At 35.0% G+C, this 19,578-nt stretch carries 18 protein-coding genes; 12 read left to right on the top strand and 6 right to left on the bottom strand.

The genetic code is table 11. The features are described from left to right. Window positions 1-135: 135 nt before the first annotated feature. Window positions 136-705 (bottom strand): Maf family protein, encoded by a 570-nt coding sequence (locus BUB12_RS15115; protein WP_072891747.1) that lies wholly within the window; start codon window positions 703-705, stop codon window positions 136-138. 111 nt (window positions 706-816) lie between these two features. Between BUB12_RS15115 and BUB12_RS15110 the strand changes: the two genes are divergently transcribed. Together BUB12_RS15110 and BUB12_RS15105 are read left to right on the top strand one after the other, a co-directional pair. Then, window positions 817-1,197, top strand: coding sequence for a cytochrome-c oxidase (locus BUB12_RS15110; RefSeq protein ID WP_072891746.1), 381 nt, complete (start codon window positions 817-819; stop codon window positions 1,195-1,197). 172 nt (window positions 1,198-1,369) lie between these two features. Continuing rightward, window positions 1,370-1,948: a DUF4352 domain-containing protein gene (locus BUB12_RS15105; RefSeq protein WP_072891745.1), complete on the top strand. Its 579-nt coding sequence runs from the start codon at window positions 1,370-1,372 to the stop codon at window positions 1,946-1,948. Window positions 1,949-1,992: 44 nt separating this feature from the next. Here the strand turns inward: BUB12_RS15105 and BUB12_RS15100 are convergent, their stop codons facing one another. Continuing rightward, complete coding sequence (locus BUB12_RS15100) at window positions 1,993-3,963, bottom strand: metallophosphoesterase family protein (protein WP_084063368.1); 1,971 nt, start codon at window positions 3,961-3,963, stop codon at window positions 1,993-1,995. 242 nt (window positions 3,964-4,205) lie between these two features. Here BUB12_RS15100 and BUB12_RS15095 point away from each other — a divergent pair, with 242 nt between their 5' ends. Continuing rightward, window positions 4,206-4,703 (top strand): DNA-deoxyinosine glycosylase, encoded by a 498-nt coding sequence (locus BUB12_RS15095; protein ID WP_072891743.1) that lies wholly within the window; start codon window positions 4,206-4,208, stop codon window positions 4,701-4,703. Between the two features lie 512 nt (window positions 4,704-5,215). On the opposite strand, the gene BUB12_RS15090 is transcribed toward BUB12_RS15095, so the two are convergent. After that, entirely contained in the window at window positions 5,216-6,304 is a 1,089-nt protein-coding gene (locus BUB12_RS15090; protein ID WP_072891742.1) for an SDR family oxidoreductase, read from the bottom strand. A gap of 125 nt (window positions 6,305-6,429) precedes the next feature. Between BUB12_RS15090 and BUB12_RS15085 the strand changes: the two genes are divergently transcribed. The 8 genes from BUB12_RS15085 (at window position 6,430) to BUB12_RS15050 (ending at window position 14,514) form a co-directional block, all read left to right on the top strand. Next, on the top strand, window positions 6,430-7,509 hold the full coding sequence (locus BUB12_RS15085) for a sensor histidine kinase (RefSeq protein ID WP_072891741.1): 1,080 nt from the start codon (window positions 6,430-6,432) through the stop codon (window positions 7,507-7,509). A 10-nt stretch (window positions 7,510-7,519) separates the two neighbouring features. Beyond that, window positions 7,520-8,155, top strand: a complete 636-nt coding sequence (locus BUB12_RS15080) for a response regulator transcription factor (protein WP_072891740.1) — start codon at window positions 7,520-7,522, stop codon at window positions 8,153-8,155. Between the two features lie 96 nt (window positions 8,156-8,251). Beyond that, window positions 8,252-9,064, top strand: a complete 813-nt coding sequence (locus BUB12_RS15075) for a cytochrome c oxidase assembly protein (protein ID WP_072891739.1) — start codon at window positions 8,252-8,254, stop codon at window positions 9,062-9,064. 203 nt (window positions 9,065-9,267) lie between these two features. Then, window positions 9,268-10,200 carry an ABC transporter ATP-binding protein gene (locus BUB12_RS15070; protein ID WP_072891738.1) on the top strand — a complete coding sequence of 311 codons (933 nt, stop codon included), beginning with the start codon at window positions 9,268-9,270 and terminating at the stop codon, window positions 10,198-10,200. A gap of 9 nt (window positions 10,201-10,209) precedes the next feature. Continuing rightward, window positions 10,210-11,472, top strand: a complete 1,263-nt coding sequence (locus tag BUB12_RS15065; RefSeq protein ID WP_072891737.1) for an ABC transporter permease — start codon at window positions 10,210-10,212, stop codon at window positions 11,470-11,472. Next, window positions 11,472-12,563 (top strand): ABC transporter permease, encoded by a 1,092-nt coding sequence (locus tag BUB12_RS15060; protein WP_072891736.1) that lies wholly within the window; start codon window positions 11,472-11,474, stop codon window positions 12,561-12,563. The genes BUB12_RS15065 and BUB12_RS15060 overlap by 1 nt, the downstream gene beginning before the upstream one ends. A gap of 71 nt (window positions 12,564-12,634) precedes the next feature. Continuing rightward, window positions 12,635-13,135, top strand: a complete 501-nt coding sequence (locus BUB12_RS15055; protein WP_072891735.1) for a DinB family protein — start codon at window positions 12,635-12,637, stop codon at window positions 13,133-13,135. 425 nt (window positions 13,136-13,560) lie between these two features. Continuing rightward, window positions 13,561-14,514: an alpha/beta hydrolase gene (locus BUB12_RS15050; RefSeq protein WP_072891734.1), complete on the top strand. Its 954-nt coding sequence runs from the start codon at window positions 13,561-13,563 to the stop codon at window positions 14,512-14,514. Between the two features lie 223 nt (window positions 14,515-14,737). Here BUB12_RS15050 and BUB12_RS15045 read toward each other — a convergent pair whose 3' ends face one another. The 3 genes from BUB12_RS15045 to dat all read right to left on the bottom strand — a co-directional run bounded on the left by BUB12_RS15045 (window position 14,738) and on the right by dat (window position 18,325). After that, window positions 14,738-16,738 (bottom strand): S9 family peptidase, encoded by a 2,001-nt coding sequence (locus BUB12_RS15045; RefSeq protein ID WP_072891733.1) that lies wholly within the window; start codon window positions 16,736-16,738, stop codon window positions 14,738-14,740. Between the two features lie 86 nt (window positions 16,739-16,824). After that, window positions 16,825-17,355: a P-loop NTPase family protein gene (locus BUB12_RS15040; RefSeq protein ID WP_072891732.1), complete on the bottom strand. Its 531-nt coding sequence runs from the start codon at window positions 17,353-17,355 to the stop codon at window positions 16,825-16,827. A gap of 97 nt (window positions 17,356-17,452) precedes the next feature. Further along, on the bottom strand, window positions 17,453-18,325 hold the full coding sequence (gene dat, locus BUB12_RS15035) for a D-amino-acid transaminase (protein WP_072891731.1): 873 nt from the start codon (window positions 18,323-18,325) through the stop codon (window positions 17,453-17,455). 226 nt (window positions 18,326-18,551) lie between these two features. On the opposite strand from dat, the gene BUB12_RS15030 reads away from it, so the two are divergent. Beyond that, window positions 18,552-19,241: a Crp/Fnr family transcriptional regulator gene (locus BUB12_RS15030; protein WP_072891730.1), complete on the top strand. Its 690-nt coding sequence runs from the start codon at window positions 18,552-18,554 to the stop codon at window positions 19,239-19,241. The last annotated feature ends 337 nt before the right edge of the window (window positions 19,242-19,578 follow it).

Below are 19,578 nucleotides of genomic sequence, written 5' to 3'. Positions count from 1 at the left end.
CAAAATGCCTGGAACGCATCTACTTGATAATCATTGTAACATATTGGTAAGCCGTATGCCTTAATAAGGCACGTACGGTTTGATAAGGGGGAAGCCATGAGAGTGGTTTCCCTACTTTATATACTGATTTTTATTTTATTTTGTGTAGATTGCAAAGCTCCTAAGTTCCCTTACAACTTTAGAGATTGGTAATCCAACCACATTAAAATAATCTCCAACGATTTGTTTAACAAACATAGCGCCTTGTGTTTGTATTCCATATGCCCCTGCTTTATCAAAAGGATCCTTTGATTGGATATAATCCTCAATCTCATCATCTGTAAGTTCCCAAAACTCTACATCGGTTTTCTCTATAAAAATAGCTTGTTTCTTTTCCGAACGAATGCAAACACCTGAATAAACAGAATGGAACTTACCACTTAAAGTTGAAAGCATTCGAAACGCGTCTTCCTCATTTTTGGGTTTTTCAAAAATTCCCCCTTCAAAACTAACCACCGTATCGGCAGAAAGGATGACCTCATCTGAGGAAAGAATAGGTGTATTAATTGCTTTTAGGTGAGCAAGTGTTTCTACCTTTTCCTTAGGATTTAATGTCACAATTTTTGATTCATCCACTTCTTGTTTTCGTGTTTTAAAAGGAATGTTTACTTGTTCTAAAAGTTCTTTTCTGCGTGGTGAAGTTGAAGCTAGTATTAATTTAGGCAAGATATAGACCTCCTGATTTTTTACATTTCCTAGAAATAAATAGTCAATAATTACTATTCTCATACATATAGTTACTAAGAGTTTAAATAAAAATGAAGGGAGTTTCCAGTCATGGGGAATATGTTAATTAAGATTTCAGTCATTTATTTTGCAATAGGGGTGCTGCTAGGGCTATATATGTCAATGGCGCACAATTATACATTAACAGGTGTCCATGTTCATATTAACTTACTAGGATGGATGTCTTTAGGTATGATAGGTATATTATATAATATATATCCATCACTTGCCGAAACTGCTTTAGCAAAAATCCATTTTTGGGTTCATAATATAGGGTTACCAGTAATGATGGGGGGCTTAGCATTAGCATTATCAGGTGCAGGGGACATCTTTTTAACGTTCGTTGCTATTGGTGGTACTGTTACTGTGTTAGCTATTTTACTTTTTGTTATTAATGTATTGATGAATTTAGACTCAGCTAGAAAAGCATAACCATTTTTGAATCTCCTTTACTGTCTAGTAAGGGAGATTTTCTTATGGATAAAGAAGAGAGATTCTAGCTCCGGGTGCCTGATCTTTTCTTACCCTCCAACATAATCCGATTGTATAATTTTCGTTGTTTATGCAAAAAAATATGGATAATCAACGTATTGGAGGGAACGTAATGAATTTTTCAAAACGAATTATTTTATATTTATTTATTTCTTTTGTCTTCGTATTAGCAGGTTGTGGTGGGGATGATGCTGGAAATGACGAGAATACGGGTAATAACGCAGATACAGAAGAGGAAAACAATACAGAGAATACAACAGATACTGGTGACGAAACAGGAAATGATGATCAGAACGTAGAGGATTTAAGTATTGGGGATTCTGCAACATTTAATGATGTGACGATTACGTTAAATGAAGTTAGAGTTGAGCCTGGTGGTGAATTTGATGAAGCGGATAATGATAAATTTGTTGTCGTTAATATGACAGCTGAAAATAATTCAGATGAAGAAGTTACAATTAGCTCGATGCTGAATGTAGAGCTTTACGATGAAGATGGATACAGTTATACGACTACGATTTTAACGGAAGGTATACAAGGACAATTTGATGGCACGGTTGCTGCTGGTAAAAAACTGCGAGGAGAGATTCCGTTTGATGTTCCCGATTCTGGAAGCTATGAATTACATTATAGTGATCCATTCGGGTCTAACCGTGCAATATGGATTATCGATGCAAATGATCTAGAATAACTAGCAAAACTAGGAGGTAGAAAAGCCTCCTAGTTTTAGTTTTGTCATTGTATACCTTTATTTGGGTTAACCTTTGCTGTTATTAGCTTATTTTTCATCTGATTTTTTGTCAATTGTAATAGACCAATGTTATTCTTCGTTTCTATAATAGAACCTCTAGAAGTAGTAAGATACTTAATTTCCTCGTGCCATTTATAACGTTTTTTTAACTCCAACTTCTCGCTATTAATTTGAAGTCGGTCGAAATTATCACAATATCGATGGATTGTACGACGTTTTCTTTTTTGAGCATTAAACCAAATAACAATTTTTAATAAAAGACCCCATAAACCTGAGAAGCTCATATTATGGATCGGACTACTCGTAAATTGGTGGATATTTAATTCTCGTTTGTTTGTGAACGTTACCTTTGATTTTACAGCGGATGCATAATGGACATCACCGGATAAAATAATACATGTTTGTGGATTCCATTTAGCTAACTGTTGTAAAAATAAATTAAACCCTTTTCCGTTATACTTCCACGCTTCAAAATCGAGGTTATAATTTACAGGAAGTCCGAGCAATCGAAATGGATAAACAAATTTATTTAAAAATGATTCGATAAGTCCAATGCCGTATAGTGGAGTAGGTGATACAAGTATAATCGGATCATGGTATCTCCAATTACTTTTCTCCAAAGTGGAGGAAATACGGTTCCAACCTCGCCTACTTATAAGTTGGGCAGCATTGTTACCTTCTCCAATATATCGTCCTATTCGGAGTGGTTGTGGTTCAATGTCATACCTTCGCATTGTTCGTATATCGAGAAATAGGCTTCGTGGGTTGGTTGGAGCTACAAATGACCAGGAATGAAAGCTTAATAAATGCTTTTCCCACTCTTCATCAAAACGTGCTGTAACTAAATAACGATTCAAATAATAACGTATTTTATTAGCATAAGGAGTAAAAGTGTCAGGGTCATTTCCCCACGCTTGCACTAACCAATAAGCAGTTAAACCATTGGTTACGATATACCTACCTAATGGCGATTGATAGACATCTTTTTTCCATTCCCTTGAAATATTCCAATCATCTGTTATATCATGATCATCAAATATCATATAGGTGGGTGTGTTCGCTAATACACGCCTTACACTAGATAACGTATTCACATAATTAGCAAGTTCTTTTTGTTCTGTATTAAATCTTTTGTTATATTTTTTTCGTTCTTTCTTATGATTCCGTTTATTTTTTTTATTGTCTGGATAAATAAAATAGTAGTTATCATTCTTTACTAAGTCATCAAATGAAGGAATTTCTACATTTTCCCAGAGAGTTGGTCCTAGTGTTAAAAGATACATTGTCATATATTCACTGTATCGAATTAAATGGTTATGAGCACTATTGGAAGTGAGATGACTAATATTTTCAAGGGTATATTGACGCCCATTAATTCGGTCAATAGCTTTTCGAAAAGGAGTAGTCTGTAGTCGTCTATCAACAGAATAGAGTCCTCGCTTATCTTCACCAATAAGTGCTTGTGACCATTTGGATACAACAGGGAAGATAGGGTCTGCAACGTCGTCTGCATAGATCTGATCTCCCATTAAGAATAACGAGTTTGGCCGTTTTTTGATAGTTGAAAAATTCTCTTCAATGGATTGATCAGCACTCGGGAATACATTTTGATTTTTCCCATGTGGTTTTTGACAAGATCCATACAGAATATTATTAGGTGCATTTTTTTGAATAATGAATGTTGGAAAGTCAAAATCTCCATAAACAATTGATTGCGGATGACCAGAGGTGAGCAAACCTAACGTATCTAAGTCAAAATTCTTTCGATTCATAGTGGAGAATTCCAGATTATAACCGATAAATTCGTCAATAGGGAATGTACCTTGAATAGGATTTACTTCTAACAGACTTATAAATAAGTTATTTCCACTTTTAATGGTTTTGTTGATTGTAGTCGTTTGAATTGGTTCATAATTAATGGACTGTTTGGAGTGATCGATGTTGTAAAGTTTCACTTGAGTATTACATTCTTTACTTGTAGCAATCCAGATAAAGATTCTATTTGGTTCTACACGGCGAATGATTGGTCCTGCAATTAAAAAAGGAATATCTTTAATCTGATATCACCTCAATTTCATATTGATTCACAATATTGTATGCAGACAACTCTAGAGATTGTTCATTATCTCTAATAAATGTATAGTTGACCTATCGTTATGAGATTCATGCATGATTACGGAATAAGGAGTATATATTTATGTCAGATAAATTAATTGGTTTACCTCCCGTTACCCCAGAGTATCCAAAGGTATTAATTCTAGGGTCCATGCCAAGTGTTTTATCATTAAAAAACCAAGAATATTATGGAAATCCCCGGAATCATTTTTGGAAGATACTAGCTGAATTGTTTCAAGTTGACTCACCGAATAGTTACAGAGAAAAGATGCAATTAGTCCATGAACATCATATTGCTTTATGGGATGCAATTGGTGCTTGCTATCGTGAGGGAAGCTTAGATACTAATATTACTAATGAGGAGCCAAATGATATAGCAGGTATCATTGAAAAATATCCAACGATTCGATTGATTGCTTGTAATGGAACGAAAGCATACCAGACATTTGCAAAATATAAACCGAATGATTTGTCTGTGGATACGATCAAGCTTCCATCTTCTAGTCCAATCCCAGGAAAGTACAATAAGACGTTTGAAGAGAAAGTGGCTTCTTGGAGAAGGTTGTTAGTGTATTTGTAGGTTCAACAGTTGGTATTTTTATGAAAATTTAAATTTTATGTTGTCCTGAGGTTGTCCATTTTTGTATAATGGTACCTGGGAGTGTTCAGACACAAAAGCGAGTCGTAAGCTCATCCCTTACGACCCGGACAGATTATGTGTATAGTGGGCGACTCCTTCAGGGTGAAAAGGTAATTATCCTGGGTTTACGACCGACAGGGTGATTACTTTTTTTCCCGTACACTTGAAACTAATAACATAAGCGTAGCAAACATCAGCATCAACTCAATTGTCTTTTCAATTGGAATCAAACAATTCAGCCCCTTTCCTAGGGGATTTGTTGAAGCCGCCAAGTTTTTCTCTTCGCTTTGTATTACGTCACACCATACAGAACCTGTCCCTCCCATTATACTATAAAATATGTTCACTAAAATGATATATCAGAAAAATGGTAAAATATTCACTTAAGTCAGTAAGTTATGACAAATTGCCTAGAATCTTTTTGTTTAAATTTGCCGAAAGTCCATATCCTTTTAATCAAATTCTATTTGTCTAGTAAAGTCGTCTTTATATTTTCGATAGAAATAGACCATTGGTTTTAGTGTATCTTTTAAATCTGGACAAGTAATTCCTGAGCCTTCAAGGTCTTTTACCGTTTGAGAACAGTCATAAGATGAGGTTGTTGTAAAGTAATCCATCGCCTCAGGTTCTGCTTGTAACCATTTTCGAATTGGACGCCAACGTAAAGGTGTTCTAGCGAAATCTAAAGGTATTTTTCCTTTAGGAGTCGTACCAAGATAATGTTCTGTTAACATTTTTTGTAATTCCCACATTTTATATGGCTTTGGATCGGTTAAATGATAAGTTTTCCCCTCGCCAATTGGATCAATAGAAAGATAGCTCGTTGCTTGTAATACATAATCTGCAGGTACAAAATTTCCTTCTGCTTCTCCGTCTCCTATGTATGGCACAAATGGAAGAAAGCGAAGTTTATCAAGCATGTTTAACATGAAGTACAATCCGTCAAACTTAATCGTATATCCGGTTTTAGAATGTCCTTTTACGACACCAGGACGAATGATGGTGGTTGGTACTTTGTCCTTCATTTCTTCAACCAGAACTTCTGCCATATATTTTGTTTGTTCATAATGGTTTTTAAACGACTGCCCCATCTCTAATTCATGTTCATAGATTTTTCCTTCTCGTTTACCAGATACATAGGCAGTGCTAAAATAAATGTATCTTTGTAGGTTAGGTAGTTCTTTTACCCATGTATTTACATTATTTGTCCCCAGTACGTTTACTTGATAAGCGATATCTTTTGGCACTGCTAGATCATAGATGGCAGCTAGATGAAATACATGGGTGATTTTATTCTGTAATTCTTGATTCATGGATGTTTCTATTCCTAAACCTTGTTGTGTAATATCCCCAGTAACTACTGTAAATTTCGATGGATCATTGGCTGTTTTCTTCAATTCCTCTGTTGCTTTATGGCGCATATTTGGTAATACTAGTAAATAGATGTGATCGATTTGTTTGTGGTGGTCGTGAAGTAGTTGTTCGATTAAACTGGAGGCAAGAAAACCAGGATATCCTGTCAAGAAAAGGTTCGTATTCATTTACAACATCTCCTATAAAAATTTTTTAATAAATCTTCTAAGATGTTATCATCCCTTCTGTTATTCTACTATTATAGTATATTTTCAAACTTTTTGGGCAGTTTGTGAAAAAGGTGGATAAATTAATGAAACTGTTTTGGCTTCGTTTAATTATATTTATAGGACTTTGGGTAGGAATTATTATACAAGACCCATCTTCTATCGCTATTAGTTTTCTATTTTTATCAGTTACTCTAAGTCTCTTTTTTATTTTGTCATTAAATAAAGTATTTTTAGTTGTTTATGCTATGTTGTCTATTTCCCTTTTATTATATGGGCTAATGTTTGCAATTCATCCTTTAATGACAATTTTACTTCTACTATACATGACTACGATGGCTAGTTTTAGGTTAAAAGAAAAGCAATTTCACCTAATATCATTGATAAATAGCATCATTTCTATATCAATAGCTGTAGTACATCAAACTCTGATACTAGAGACTGTTGTTATAAGCTTGTTTATATTTGTGCTCGTTTACTCAATCAATCGGTTGTCGAACGAAAAAGCAGAGAAACAAGCAATCTATGAAGAATTGGCTGGAGAATATCGAAAGTTAAAACGAATGAATTTATTAACCGAACAAGATGCTAAGTTAAGAGAACGCAATCGTATTGCAAGAGATATCCATGATTCAGTTGGTCATCGGTTAACAGCATTAATTATGCAACTAGAGGCTAAGGCAATTCAAGAGAATGACCCAAGTTATCGTGAATTAAAACAAATGGCTCAAGAAGGGCTAGATGAAACTAGAAATGCAGTAAAAGCATTACAAAGTGAAGAAAGCGAAGGACTAGCAACGGTTATTCATTTAATTCGAAAGCTAGAAGCAGAAAGTCATATTATGATTCAGTTTACGACGAAAGAGGGAGTACTATCTGTTAAGCTTTCTAACGAAAAAAGTATCGCCCTATATCGTGTTATCCAAGAAGCATTAACGAATGCGATGCGTCATGCCCATTCAAGAGAAGTACAAATTGTGCTAGGGAAATCCCCAGTCGGTGATATTACTTTTGAGGTTACAAATGCTGTTTATGAAGCTCGTCCATTTCAGTTCGGATTTGGACTATCCAATATGAAAAAGCGAGTGGATGAGGTAGACGGTAAATTAGAAGTATACCAAACAGAGAAGTATTTTACGGTAAAAGGAACCATACCAAGTGAATAGAGGTGTAACTATGTGGCGAGGGTTATTAGTGGAGGATCAAGCAATTGTCCGTCAAGGGCTTAAGGTAATCTTAGAACAAGACGAAAATATTCGTATTACTCACGAAGCTGAAAATGGTCAACAAGCCATTCAATTATTAGAAAAGCATATGATTGATTTTATTATGATGGACATTCGCATGCCCGTAATGAATGGTATTGAAGCGACTAGAATTATCAAACAACAGTGGCCAGATATTAAAATATTAGTGTTAACTACTTTTAATGATGATGAATATGCTGTCCAAGCGTTAAAAGAAGGTGCCAATGGATTTTTATTAAAAACAGCCGAATCGGAGAAATTAATTGATGCCATTTATAGTGTGATGAAAGGTGGAATGACTATTCATGATGATGTTGCAGCAAAAGTATTCCCTAAACTATTGAACAGACAGGAAAAAGAAAAGTCTACGATTGATTTTTCTTCTAGAGAATTATCGATCATCAAGCTTGTAGGAGAAGGGAAAACGAATAAAGAAATCTCAGAGGAATTATTCTTATCCGTAGGTACGGTAAAAAATCATATCACACAAATTCTTCATAAGATTGGCTTACGAGATCGAACGCAATTAGCCATTTATGCAGTTAAACATGATATAGCAGATTAGTGTGACTGTCATCATATTGTTACAACTATCACCCCACAAGGAGTATAGAATCATTTATACTTTTTATAGATAGATATAGAAAGTGGGGGACAAACATTGCTAGAGATTTTACTAGATGAATTTATGTTCGGCTCATTATGGAATGGTGGAATATTCTTATTTGTAGCTTTTGCTGCTATTATTTACTTGTTCTTACTTCCCCATGATGATAGACATTCGATATGGAAGACGCTTTCCTTTTCACTAGGGTTAATAGCTGTATTTGCATCAATCGGTAGCCCATTAAATATTATTGGAAGAATTCAATTTAGTACACATATTATTCAAGTTGTATTATTACTATTTGTGGCACCACCACTATTGGTATATGGGTTTAAACAAAAATCAATTGATTTGGTGAAAGACAAACTTCCAGTAGTTAAAAGATTTATTAATTTTGTTACTAAGCCACTATTTGCAATTATTCTATTTTATGGCTTGGTTTATGTTTACCATATTTCTTTCGTATTTGATTTCGCTAGAATGGACTTATTCCTAAATTATTTTTACTTACTTGCATTATTTGTCGCAGCTATCTTATTTTGGGTACCAATTATCTCGACCAATTATTCGTATAAACAAAGGCTAATTTATACGAGCAGTAATATTCTTTTATTAATTCCTCTAAGTCTAATATGGTTGCTTGTGGATAAAAGTCTTTATACAACTTATACCGATATGACGTCGTTTATTGCTGCAATGGAGCTATGTTTGCCAGCTGGAGAAACCCTTCCAACAGAATACTATTCAATGTTATTGCCGTTTGATCCAGTTGCAGAGCAAGTAAAAGGTGGGCTCATTTTATTAGTAGCTCAACTGGCAATATTCAGCATCGCATTGTTGTTATTAAACTTTACAAAAAAGAAATAACATAATCTTACCAATCAGGCCAGCATCCTTCTGTAAATGAAGGATGTTGGCCTTTCTTTATTGCGTACTATGACTGAGGGTTTTATATTTCATGACCTAGGTCACTTTCTATTGTGTCACTTTATGACTACAGACAGTGTTGAAGTAGTTAATTATTTTCTACAATAGGACTATAAAGAAGTAATTTGTGAGGAGGAAGTACATTGCTAGAATTAGTGGATTTGTCAAAGAAATATAAAAATACGTACGCCGTTAAAAATATGAATATGTTCATTGAAAAAGGAGAAATTGTAGGGATGTTGGGGCCAAATGGGGCTGGGAAATCAACAACTATTTCCATGCTTTCATCTTTAGTTGAACCTACAAATGGGGATGTATTGTTACTAAACAAAAGTATCTTAAAAAATCCTAGCCCTCTAAGAAAGATTGTCGGAATTGTACCTCAAGAAATCGCACTATATTCAGAGTTAACAGCAGAAGAAAATTTACAGTTTTTTGGCCGAATCTATCGTTTAAAAGGAAAGAAACTTCAACAAAAAATTGATGAGGTATTAGAACAAATTGGATTAAGTGATCGCCGGAAAGATATAGTAAGTAAGTTTTCTGGTGGAATGAAACGGAGATTAAATATAGGGGTTGCAATGCTTCATAACCCTGAAATTCTTATTATGGATGAACCAACTGTTGGTATTGACCCACAATCAAGAAATTATATTTTAGAGACTGTGAAACGTCTGAATAAGGAAAAACAAATGACCGTACTGTATACCAGTCATTATATGGAAGAAGTCGAGTATCTTTGTGATCGAATCTACATCATGGACCAAGGTAGCTTGATCGCATCAGGGTCTAAAGATGAAATTAAAAGTATCCTTTCTTCTGAAAAAACTATTGTGATGAAAGTAAACCGAATGGACCCAACGTTTATCCAATTATTAAAAGATAATCCAGTTATAAACCAAGTCATTACATCGGAAAAAGAAATTACAATTATCGTTCCTAAAGAAGTTAATCTCTTTTCAAAACTTATCAAAATGGCTGAAGAGCAAAATCTAGAAATCTCTTCCGTAGATGTAAAAGTCCCAACATTAGAGGATGTATTTTTACATCTTACTGGAAGAGCATTAAGGGATTGAGGTGATACTGTGATTTGGAACATTGTTAAAAAACAAGGTTTACAATTTATTCGCAACCCCCAAGAACTGTTATTACTAATAGGTTTGCCTATTCTCTTAATTACGATTTTAGGTATTGCTTTAAGTAGCTGGATGGATGGAGAAAGCCCTAAAATTCAAGTAAAGGTTGCTTTTATTCAGCATAGTGATGAACATGCTGAAGTAGAGGGATTTATGGAAAGAGCACGTGAAGTTATCCCACCCGAAGCAATTGAATCCATCACTGAAAATAGTCAAAACTTTATGTTTGTACACACATTAAGGGATGAAATTCTTGGGAGTAACGCGTTGAAAGATATTATTTTATTAGAAGAAATAAATGCATCAGAGAAAGAATCGATAATAGAAGATGATTCTTTTACAGCAATTATAGAAGTACCAGAGGATTTTACGTATGACATGTTAAATCATGTTGTTATGGATGAAAAGACACAGCCTGCACTAAAAGTAATTTATAATGATACACACCAAGTTGGTGAAAGTATTGTAAGAAGCATTTTAACCCAGTACCAACAGCAATTAACTCTTGGTGTATTTCTAGAAAAGAACGGGTTAGATCAATCGATTTTGAATATTAATGGGTCTAACATAGTTAAAGAGGCCACGACAATAGAGCAAAATCTTCCTATCACATCTAAGGACTATTATAGTGTTGGAATGGCTGCGATGAATGTATTATTTCTAGCTTCAGCAATTGGGGCAATGGCCTTTCGAGAAAAAGAAGACCATGTCTTTGACAGGGTGATTCTAGCTAATGTGTCACGCTGGACTTATTTCATCAGCATATTTTTATCAGGAATGGCCTTTGGGTTTATTCAATTACTAATTATATATGGATATGCTTGGTTAGTCTTTGGGGTAACATGGCCGGATCTATTTGCCTTTTTTATCGTCACCTTAGCATATGCAGCAGCAGTTGGTGGGATTACCGTGTTATTAACGGCAATTTGTTACCGAATTAATTCAGAGGTAATCACTAATTTCTTCTCAGGAATAATTGTAACCATTATGGCTTTTCTAGGTGGAAGCTTCTTTCCAATTGGTGATTCTTCTGCATTTATTCAGAAATTAGGGGATCTAACTCCAAATGGTGCCGGGATGTCTGCATATTTGTCTATCCTAAGAGGTAATAGTTTAGCAGATGTGCAGGATCATGTTAGTTTACTAGTCGTATTTTCTGTTTTAACGATTGTGATTGCTAGTATCAGTTTTCCGAAAAGGGGGCAGGCATAATGAAAGGGATCTTATTAGCAAAATGGAAGACATTTATTCGTGGTCCATGGACATTTTTAATATTTACTGGAATGTCCATTGTCTTTGCCCTCCTTATTGGTGGATCTGGTAATGTAAATTCCATTCAAGTACCTATTTATGCTGAAGATGAAACAATGCAATCAGGTTTTGTTGCAGAGAAACTAAAAGAAGTAGAGGCATTTTCTTTTAATTGGATGGATAAAGAAGATATGGAAAATAGAATTGCCAATGGCAAGGCTGAATTAGGACTAATCCTTGAATCCGATTCATTTCAAATCATCATTGGTGTTGAATCACCAAATATTGAGATGTTAGAAAGTACTGTCCAAGGGATTTATGTGGAAAAAATTCAACAAGAGAAACTTTTAGCATCAGAAGATGGAGAGAACGTTGTTAGGGAATGGAAAAATAATAAACCGGTGTTCGAGTTAAAAAGGGAAAGTTTTCGAAATGATGACACATTCGTATATGATCAAACTTTTCAAAGTTTGTTTGGATTCACATTGTTTTTTGTCATCTATACGATTGCCTATAATGTTCTGCCTATCTTAACAGAGAAAAAAGAGGGGATTTGGGATCGGGTCATATTGTCTCCAGTACGGAAATGGGAAATGTATGTAGCCAATTTAATTTATAGTTTTTTAACGGGTTACTTTCAAATAATGATTATTTTCCTAGTGTTTCGATTTGGATTTGGAGTAGATTTCAATGGGAATTTCTTACTTGCATTGGTAATGCTTATTCCTTACGTGTTTGCGATTGTCTCCTTGGCCATTTTAATAACAGCTATTGTTAAAAATGTTGCTCAATTTAATGCAGCAATCCCTATTGTATCTGTAAGTTCGGCCATGATTGGCGGTGCTTACTGGCCACTGGAAATAGTGGAATCAGAGTTCATGTTAGCCCTAGCAAAAATAAATCCTATCACTTATGGTATGGAAGTTTTAAATGGGATAGCAGTTTATGGATATTCCATGAGCGAATTATTATTACCAGTTAGTATTCTACTTTTAATGGGAGTACTAATGATGGGAATTGGAATTCATTTGATGGAAAGAAGGCATATTTAAAAGGATTGTTGATTCCACCTATTAAATGATTTAATATTAAGATAATAAAAAATATTAGATGAGGTGGAATCATGGAGTTAAATGATAACGTAAGAAATAAATTATGGCATGAGGTAGAAGGGCTTTCCGATGAATTAATAAATCAAAAACCTGACGAGGATAAATGGTCAATCCGTCAAATTTTAGAGCACGTATATTTATTGGAGAAGGCTTTTACAAAGTTAATAGATAGACAATTGCAAAATGGAGAAGATGTCTATGCTAAAGATCATCCGATTGAAATGACTACTGACCGCAGCTTTAAAGTGGATGCTCCGAAATTTTCGGTGCCAGGAGATGAATTTAAAACTTTAGCAGAACTTAAAGAAGACTTGGATAACTCACATGAGAACCTTAGAAAATTGGTTGAGTCTGTAACATCAGAGCAATTATTAGCCAAAGCAATATCTGACTCTCCATTTGGTGATATGAACCTAAAACAATCAATAGAATTTGTGGCATATCACGAACTGCGACATATTGAGCAACTACAAGAGGTAAAAGAAGCAATCGGTGTAGTAGAAAAAGGGTAAGTATATAAGTGTGTAGTCTAATTACCTTCTTCCTACAGAAATACAACTCACTTTTACTTCCAGCACAAGTTCGACATCTGTTCAAGTTTCCTTCGGTTACATTAAGAGTGTCTTCTTTTCCACAGGCGGCGGGGAGCCAGGGACTATAGTTATACTTCCTGGCTTCTTTGTGCTGAGGAAGCCTATTTTGATTCCTTACTAGTAGACACAGGCACATCAAGGGGATCTATGTCATTGTTCTTCTCAAGACAACTATTATTGCGATAATAGCTTCACAACCTCTTCTTGCGATTTTAACTTTAGTTATATTACTTCACTATTACAATTATATTTCAAATATATACCAATAGAAAACCCCACAAATTGACAACATTATTCTGTATAATAGAAACATAGATAGCATTTGTTTGAGAGGGGCAACTAGAGTGAAGCAGAGAAGATGGTTAAAGATTTCAATTGCATTAATTATTGTTTTAATAGTTATAGATATTGTTGCTGGGGTTTTCTTTTATAATCTAGCAATTCAACGTGGGCAAAAAGACTTTCTGAATGATAATGCCGATTTAGAAGTTTCAGCTGAAGCTATGAATACCTTTACAAAGGGTGGCTGGCGTCAATGGGTTCGAGAGCAGGACTTTGAAGAACTCGAGGTAACATCGTTTGATGATTTAAAGTTACAGGGATACTTGTTAGAAGCAGAAAAACCAACGAATAAATTGGTCATCATGGCTCATGGTTACTTGGGGAACGGGTCACAAATGGGACTTTACGGCCAATATTATTATGAAGAACTAGGATATCATTTCTTTACTGCTGATGCTCGAGGACATGGAAGCAGTGAAGGAGACTATTATGGGTTCGGTTGGCATGACCGTTTAGACTATTTAAAGTGGATTGATTTGCTGATAAATAAACTTGGCCCTGATACGGAAATTGTTTTGCATGGGTTATCGATGGGGGCAGCTACCGTTTTAATGACGAGTGGAGAAGAGTTGCCTGAAAATGTTAAGGTAGTTGTTGCTGACAGTCCGTATACAAGTGTGAAAGATTTATTTAGTTATCAAATTACTAGAATGTTTCATCTACCACCATTTCCAGTCTTGGATACTACTAGTCTAGTTTCAAAAATAAGAGCAGGTTATTCATTTACAGAGGCAACTGCTTTAGAACAAGTTAAACAAGTCGATTTACCAATTTTGTATATTCATGGTGATGCTGATACATTTGTTCCGACAGAAATGACGACGGAACTATATGAGAATACACCTAATGCTGAAATGGTTACTTTTGAAAATGCAAATCATGGAGAAGCATTTGCAATCTCAGAAGAGAAGTATATTGAAGTATTAACTACTTTCCTGGATAAACATTTTGATTAGAATATAAGATCATATTAAATTAGAACAAAAAAGAAGCTGACGCTCATGTCAGCTTCTTTCATTTTATTCCTACGGTCATCGAAAAGGTCTCTCGGTTACGCAAGCACACGCCTTAATCCTTCTACGGTCATCGAGAAGGTCTCTCGGTTACGCAAGCACAAGCCTTAATCCTTCTACGGTCATCGAGAAGGTCTCGCGGTTACCATAACACAACGCATTTCACTTATAGATATTTTTCAAACCATCTGCAAATATGATTTAAGCGTTCAATTCGCATTTCTGGTTTACCGCTTCTACTCAACTCGTGGTTTGCACCAGGGAAACGAACAAATTCAACTTCTTTTCTCAGATGTTTCAACGTAATAAATAATTGTTCCCCTTGTTCAATTGGACAACGGAAATCACGTTCCCCGTGTAAAATTAATAATGGCGTTTCAACGTTAGCTGCATATTTCAATGGTGAAAAGTCCCACAGTTTTTCTGGATCTTCTAATAGGTTATAACCATGTTCCCATTTTGTGAAGAAGAATCCGATGTCACTTACACCATAGAAGCTTAGCCAGTTACTAATAGAACGTTGGGTAACAGCTGCTTTAAAGCGATTCGTATGACTAACAATCCAGTTTGTCATGAATCCACCATAACTACCACCGGTAACACCAAGACGATTTTCATCAATGAAGCTATAGTTTTCCAGTGCATAGTCTACAGCACTCATTAAGTCCGTATAATCGCTACCACCGTAGTCACCACGACATGCATCTACAAATTCTTGTCCATATCCATGACTACCACGTGGGTTTGTATATAAAACGACATAGCCTTTTGCTGCTAATAATTGCATCTCATGGAAGAACGTTTGACCATACATAGCATGTGGACCACCATGAACTTCTAAAACAAATGGATATTTCTTTCCTTCTTCAAATCCGTATGGGCGCATTAACCAACCTTGAATCTTCCAGCCATCTTGAGCAGTGACCGTTAATTCTTCAGGTTCACTTAAAGCAACTTCTTCTAAAAAGTCTGCATTGGCATTTGTTAGTTGTTTTTGTTCGTTAGAATCCACTAGGTAGAAATCACAAGGGTTAAGTGGTGTACTAGAACCAACAACAAGTGTGTCATTATTAGGGTCATAGCTGAAGCCAAACACATGGCTATTTTCTTTATACAATGGTTCTAAATTTCCTTTTAAATCAACTTGGTATAAGTTAACAGCACCGTAATCTGTACCAACAAAGAAAATGCGGTCTTCATTTTTTGACCATACAGGGCCACCTTCAGATGAGCCAAGACGAGTGTCTCCTGCCATTGCATCACCAAGTTGGAAATCCCAATCCTTACTCAAGCAAGTACGTTCGCCAGTAGCTACATCGAAGACATATAATTCACTTAAAGTTGCTCCACCATATTCTCTCTCATTTCCTAGGCAAGCTATTTTATCACCACTTGGAGAGAATTTTGCACTATGGAACATTCCTTCACCATTCGTAAACTTTTTCACTTCTTTTGTTGGAATATCTAATGTGTATAAATCAGTGATTAATTCATAATCAGCATCATCATTTAGATTACCAGCAAATAAGATCGTATTTCCGTCTGGGGAAATATCTTGGTAGCCATGATGAGTATCGGCTGAAGTTAACTGTGTGAATGTGTCATTTAACACATCATAAAGAACAAGTTGAGCTTTTTTATCATCATGGAATCCTTTTGCGTCAGATTTATAGCGTAAACTGTCAACAACTAATGGTTGCTTACTTTTTTCTTCTTGTTCTTTTTTGCGCTCTTCTTTTGATTGTTCCTTTTGACTTTTAACATCATCATCCTTATCTAATGAAGCGGTAAAGATAATGTATTTGCCGTCTTTCGACCATTCTGGGCTAACAGCACCATTTTTAAAAGTGGTTAATTGTTTTGCTTCTCCACCACTTGTTGGGAGTAACCATAACTGTGGTACCCCAGTACGATTTGATTGGAAAACGATTCTCGAACCGTCTGGTGAATAGCGAGGGTGACTATTTTTTTCGGTTCCAAAGGTCCATTGTTTCGGACTACTTCCGTCGATAGGTTGTACTACTATATGAGAGTCGTAGTCATCTTTCTCATTAACTGTAGTAGTGATGAAAGCATAGCTTTTTCCATCAGAAGCAAATTGTGGGTCACTATATACTTCTAATCTCTTAAAATCTTCTACTGTTACTGCTCTTTTTGATTGTGCCATTCCTTAACCTCCACTATGTAAAAAGAATTTTCAAACTTTATTTTGTTTTATTGTAAACTATTTCGATATACGAAGCAATTAGATTGCTAGATTTTTTCAATAAAATTGTTAGGCTTCCTAATTGTTTTTAAATACTGATTCAGTTGTCCTCTTGAATGGAATATATATGTCTTTTCATTTATGTATGGCTTTAAATGTGAATATAGGTTTGGAACCTTTTCTTTGTTAAATTTTCGTGTATACTGAAAAAATTCCCAGTTTAATCTCTCAGGACACCCTTCCGTCATATCTGGTCGTGTTTTGTTATGGTATTGAATTCGACGTCTCGTAATCCCGTATAAACTCCTTAATGTTGAGTAATGTAAAAAAATAATTGTGTCTGCTTCTCGTAATCTTTGTTCTAGAGTGACTCCGTAATTTCCTTCAATTATCCACTCTTTTTCCAGCAAAATCTCATCGTGTTTCTTTAGTAAAGTATCTTTATCAACCGAATTCCATCCAGGATTCCAAAAAAGTTGATCCATGTGATAAACAGGTAGATTTAATCGTGAACCGAGGTGTTTAGCTAATGTTGATTTTCCAGAGCCGGGATTACCAATTATCGCTATCTTTTTCATAGTTACCTCCTTTTACTGAAAAAAGAAACCACCTCTATTGGTAAAGAGGTAGTCTTATAGAATTTATTCTCATACTATTGACCATGATTGGCTTAAATTAGGCAAATTGTTGGGAGTTTTGATGAATATTAGCATCTATTTCATATGCTTGTTGTAGTTTGATTGTGATTGGGCCAGGCTGACCATTATTTATTTTATGTTCGTCAACACATGTAATTGGGGTAATTTCAGCTGTGCTGCTTGATAAAAAGATTTCATCAGCGTCGATAATATCCTCTATTGTAAATGCTTCTTCTATAAATGGCAGACTTAATTTTTTGGTGAATTCCTCGATGCGCATTCTTACACAACCGTTTAATATACGGTTTGTTGTTGGGTGAGTATAAATTTTATTGTTCTTTACTAAATAAACATTAGCTGCTGTACACTCTGTCACAATTCCATCACGGTGCAAAATAGCCTCATCTCGTCCTTGTTCTTTAGCTTCTTGTTTCGCTAAGACATTTGGAAGAAGGTTCAGGCTTTTAATATAACAATTCTCCCAACGTTCATCTCGATGGGTGATTGTAGATATACCATTTTTTAAGGCTTCTAGATTACGAGGTAAATTTTGAATGTATGCATAAAAGTTTGGTTCTACATCGGTAGGAAATAAATGATCACGTGGTGCAGAACCACGGGATATTTGTAAATACAATTTTCCGTCTTCTTGTATGTTATTACGCTCTAACAACAGAGTTAAAAATTCTTCTAGAGCTTCTTTTGTTAAATTAATTTGGATTTTAATGGCTTCAGCTGAACGGAATAAACGTTCAATATGCTCATTAAGTAAATAATAATCGCCATTGTAAATTCGTATTACTTCATATATTCCATCACCAAATTGTAGTGCTCGTTCCTGCATAGGAAATTTTACACTATCTCGGTGGATAAATTTCGATTGTGATAAGACGATTGGATAAACTGACAAATAATTCGCCCCCTTCATAATTATATATATTTTAGCAGATTAAAAAAGATAATTCTATCTAATTGTTATATTTATCGCATATATACTTGCATCGATTTGTGTGAATCACTTTAGTATATTCGAAATTAAAAAGATGGTTATTTTTTCATTTTAATGTGACAGACATCACAGATTCTTACGCTGGAAATCTGTATAGTAATGGTATGTTGAAAAAAGGTGGGATAAAATGATTCCATTACTTGAGCGTTTAGACAATAAGCACATTAATCTAATACAAGCTAATTCTAAAAGTATAGAAGTTTCTAGAGGAGAACTAATTTTTTCTGAGGGCGATGATGCTAAATACTTCTACTTTATTAAAAAAGGTGAAGTAAGAGTTTTTAAGCAAATGGGAAAAGATAAAGAAATAACAATATTTACTCGTTTTATTCACGACGGATTCGGTGAGATAGGTATTTTTAGTGGGACAAAATATTCCAATACGGCAGTAGCGTCAAAAAAATGTACGTTATTTTATATTGAAAAAGCCAAAATCGAAAAAATTATCGAAGAAAATGGTTTGCTTGGATTACAATTTACTCGCTGGGTGGCAGAATCACTTGAGGCAAGCAAAGCTAAAATAAGGGATTATATTGCCTTTGGTTCTGAAGGAGCTGTCGCATCGGTCTTTATTCGCTATGCCAATATGTATGGAATCGTAACGAAAGATGGTATTCGTATAACCCATCCAATAATGCTCCGTGATGTCAGCAAGCATATAGGGGTATCGAGAGAAACGGTGAGTAGGGTAGTAAATAAATGGAAAGAAAAAGGCATTATTACTAATGAAAATAAATATTTCCTTATAAAAAACATTCGATATTTTCACCGTTTATTAGTTTGCGAGAAATGTGCCGTGGAGAATTGTGTATTGTAGTTGATGGGTAAGGGAGTTCACACTCTCTTATCTGTTAAATCGTGTGCTAAAAGTTTTGTAGAAAAATGTAGAAATTTTTTCTTGCAAAATGAAAATTGCGCTGTTATAATAAGTATTACATTCTTAAAAAACATGCGGGTGTAGTTACGAGCGACACATCAGCCGAGTAGCTTCGAGTTGCCTCGAAGAATTAACATCTTTGATTATGCTAGTAGATGCAGGGACATGATCGAGCGTAAATCAAAACTTAATAATTTTCTATATACCATGCGGGTGTAGTTTAGTGGTAAAACCTCAGCCACGAGCGACACATCTGCCGAATAATCTACGAGTTGTC

The organism is Ornithinibacillus halophilus, assembly GCF_900129485.1.
Classification (GTDB): domain Bacteria; phylum Bacillota; class Bacilli; order Bacillales; family Amphibacillaceae; genus Ornithinibacillus; species Ornithinibacillus halophilus.
The sequence above is the reverse complement of the archived record's forward strand: the minus strand, read 5'-3'. Positions and strand labels throughout refer to the sequence as shown.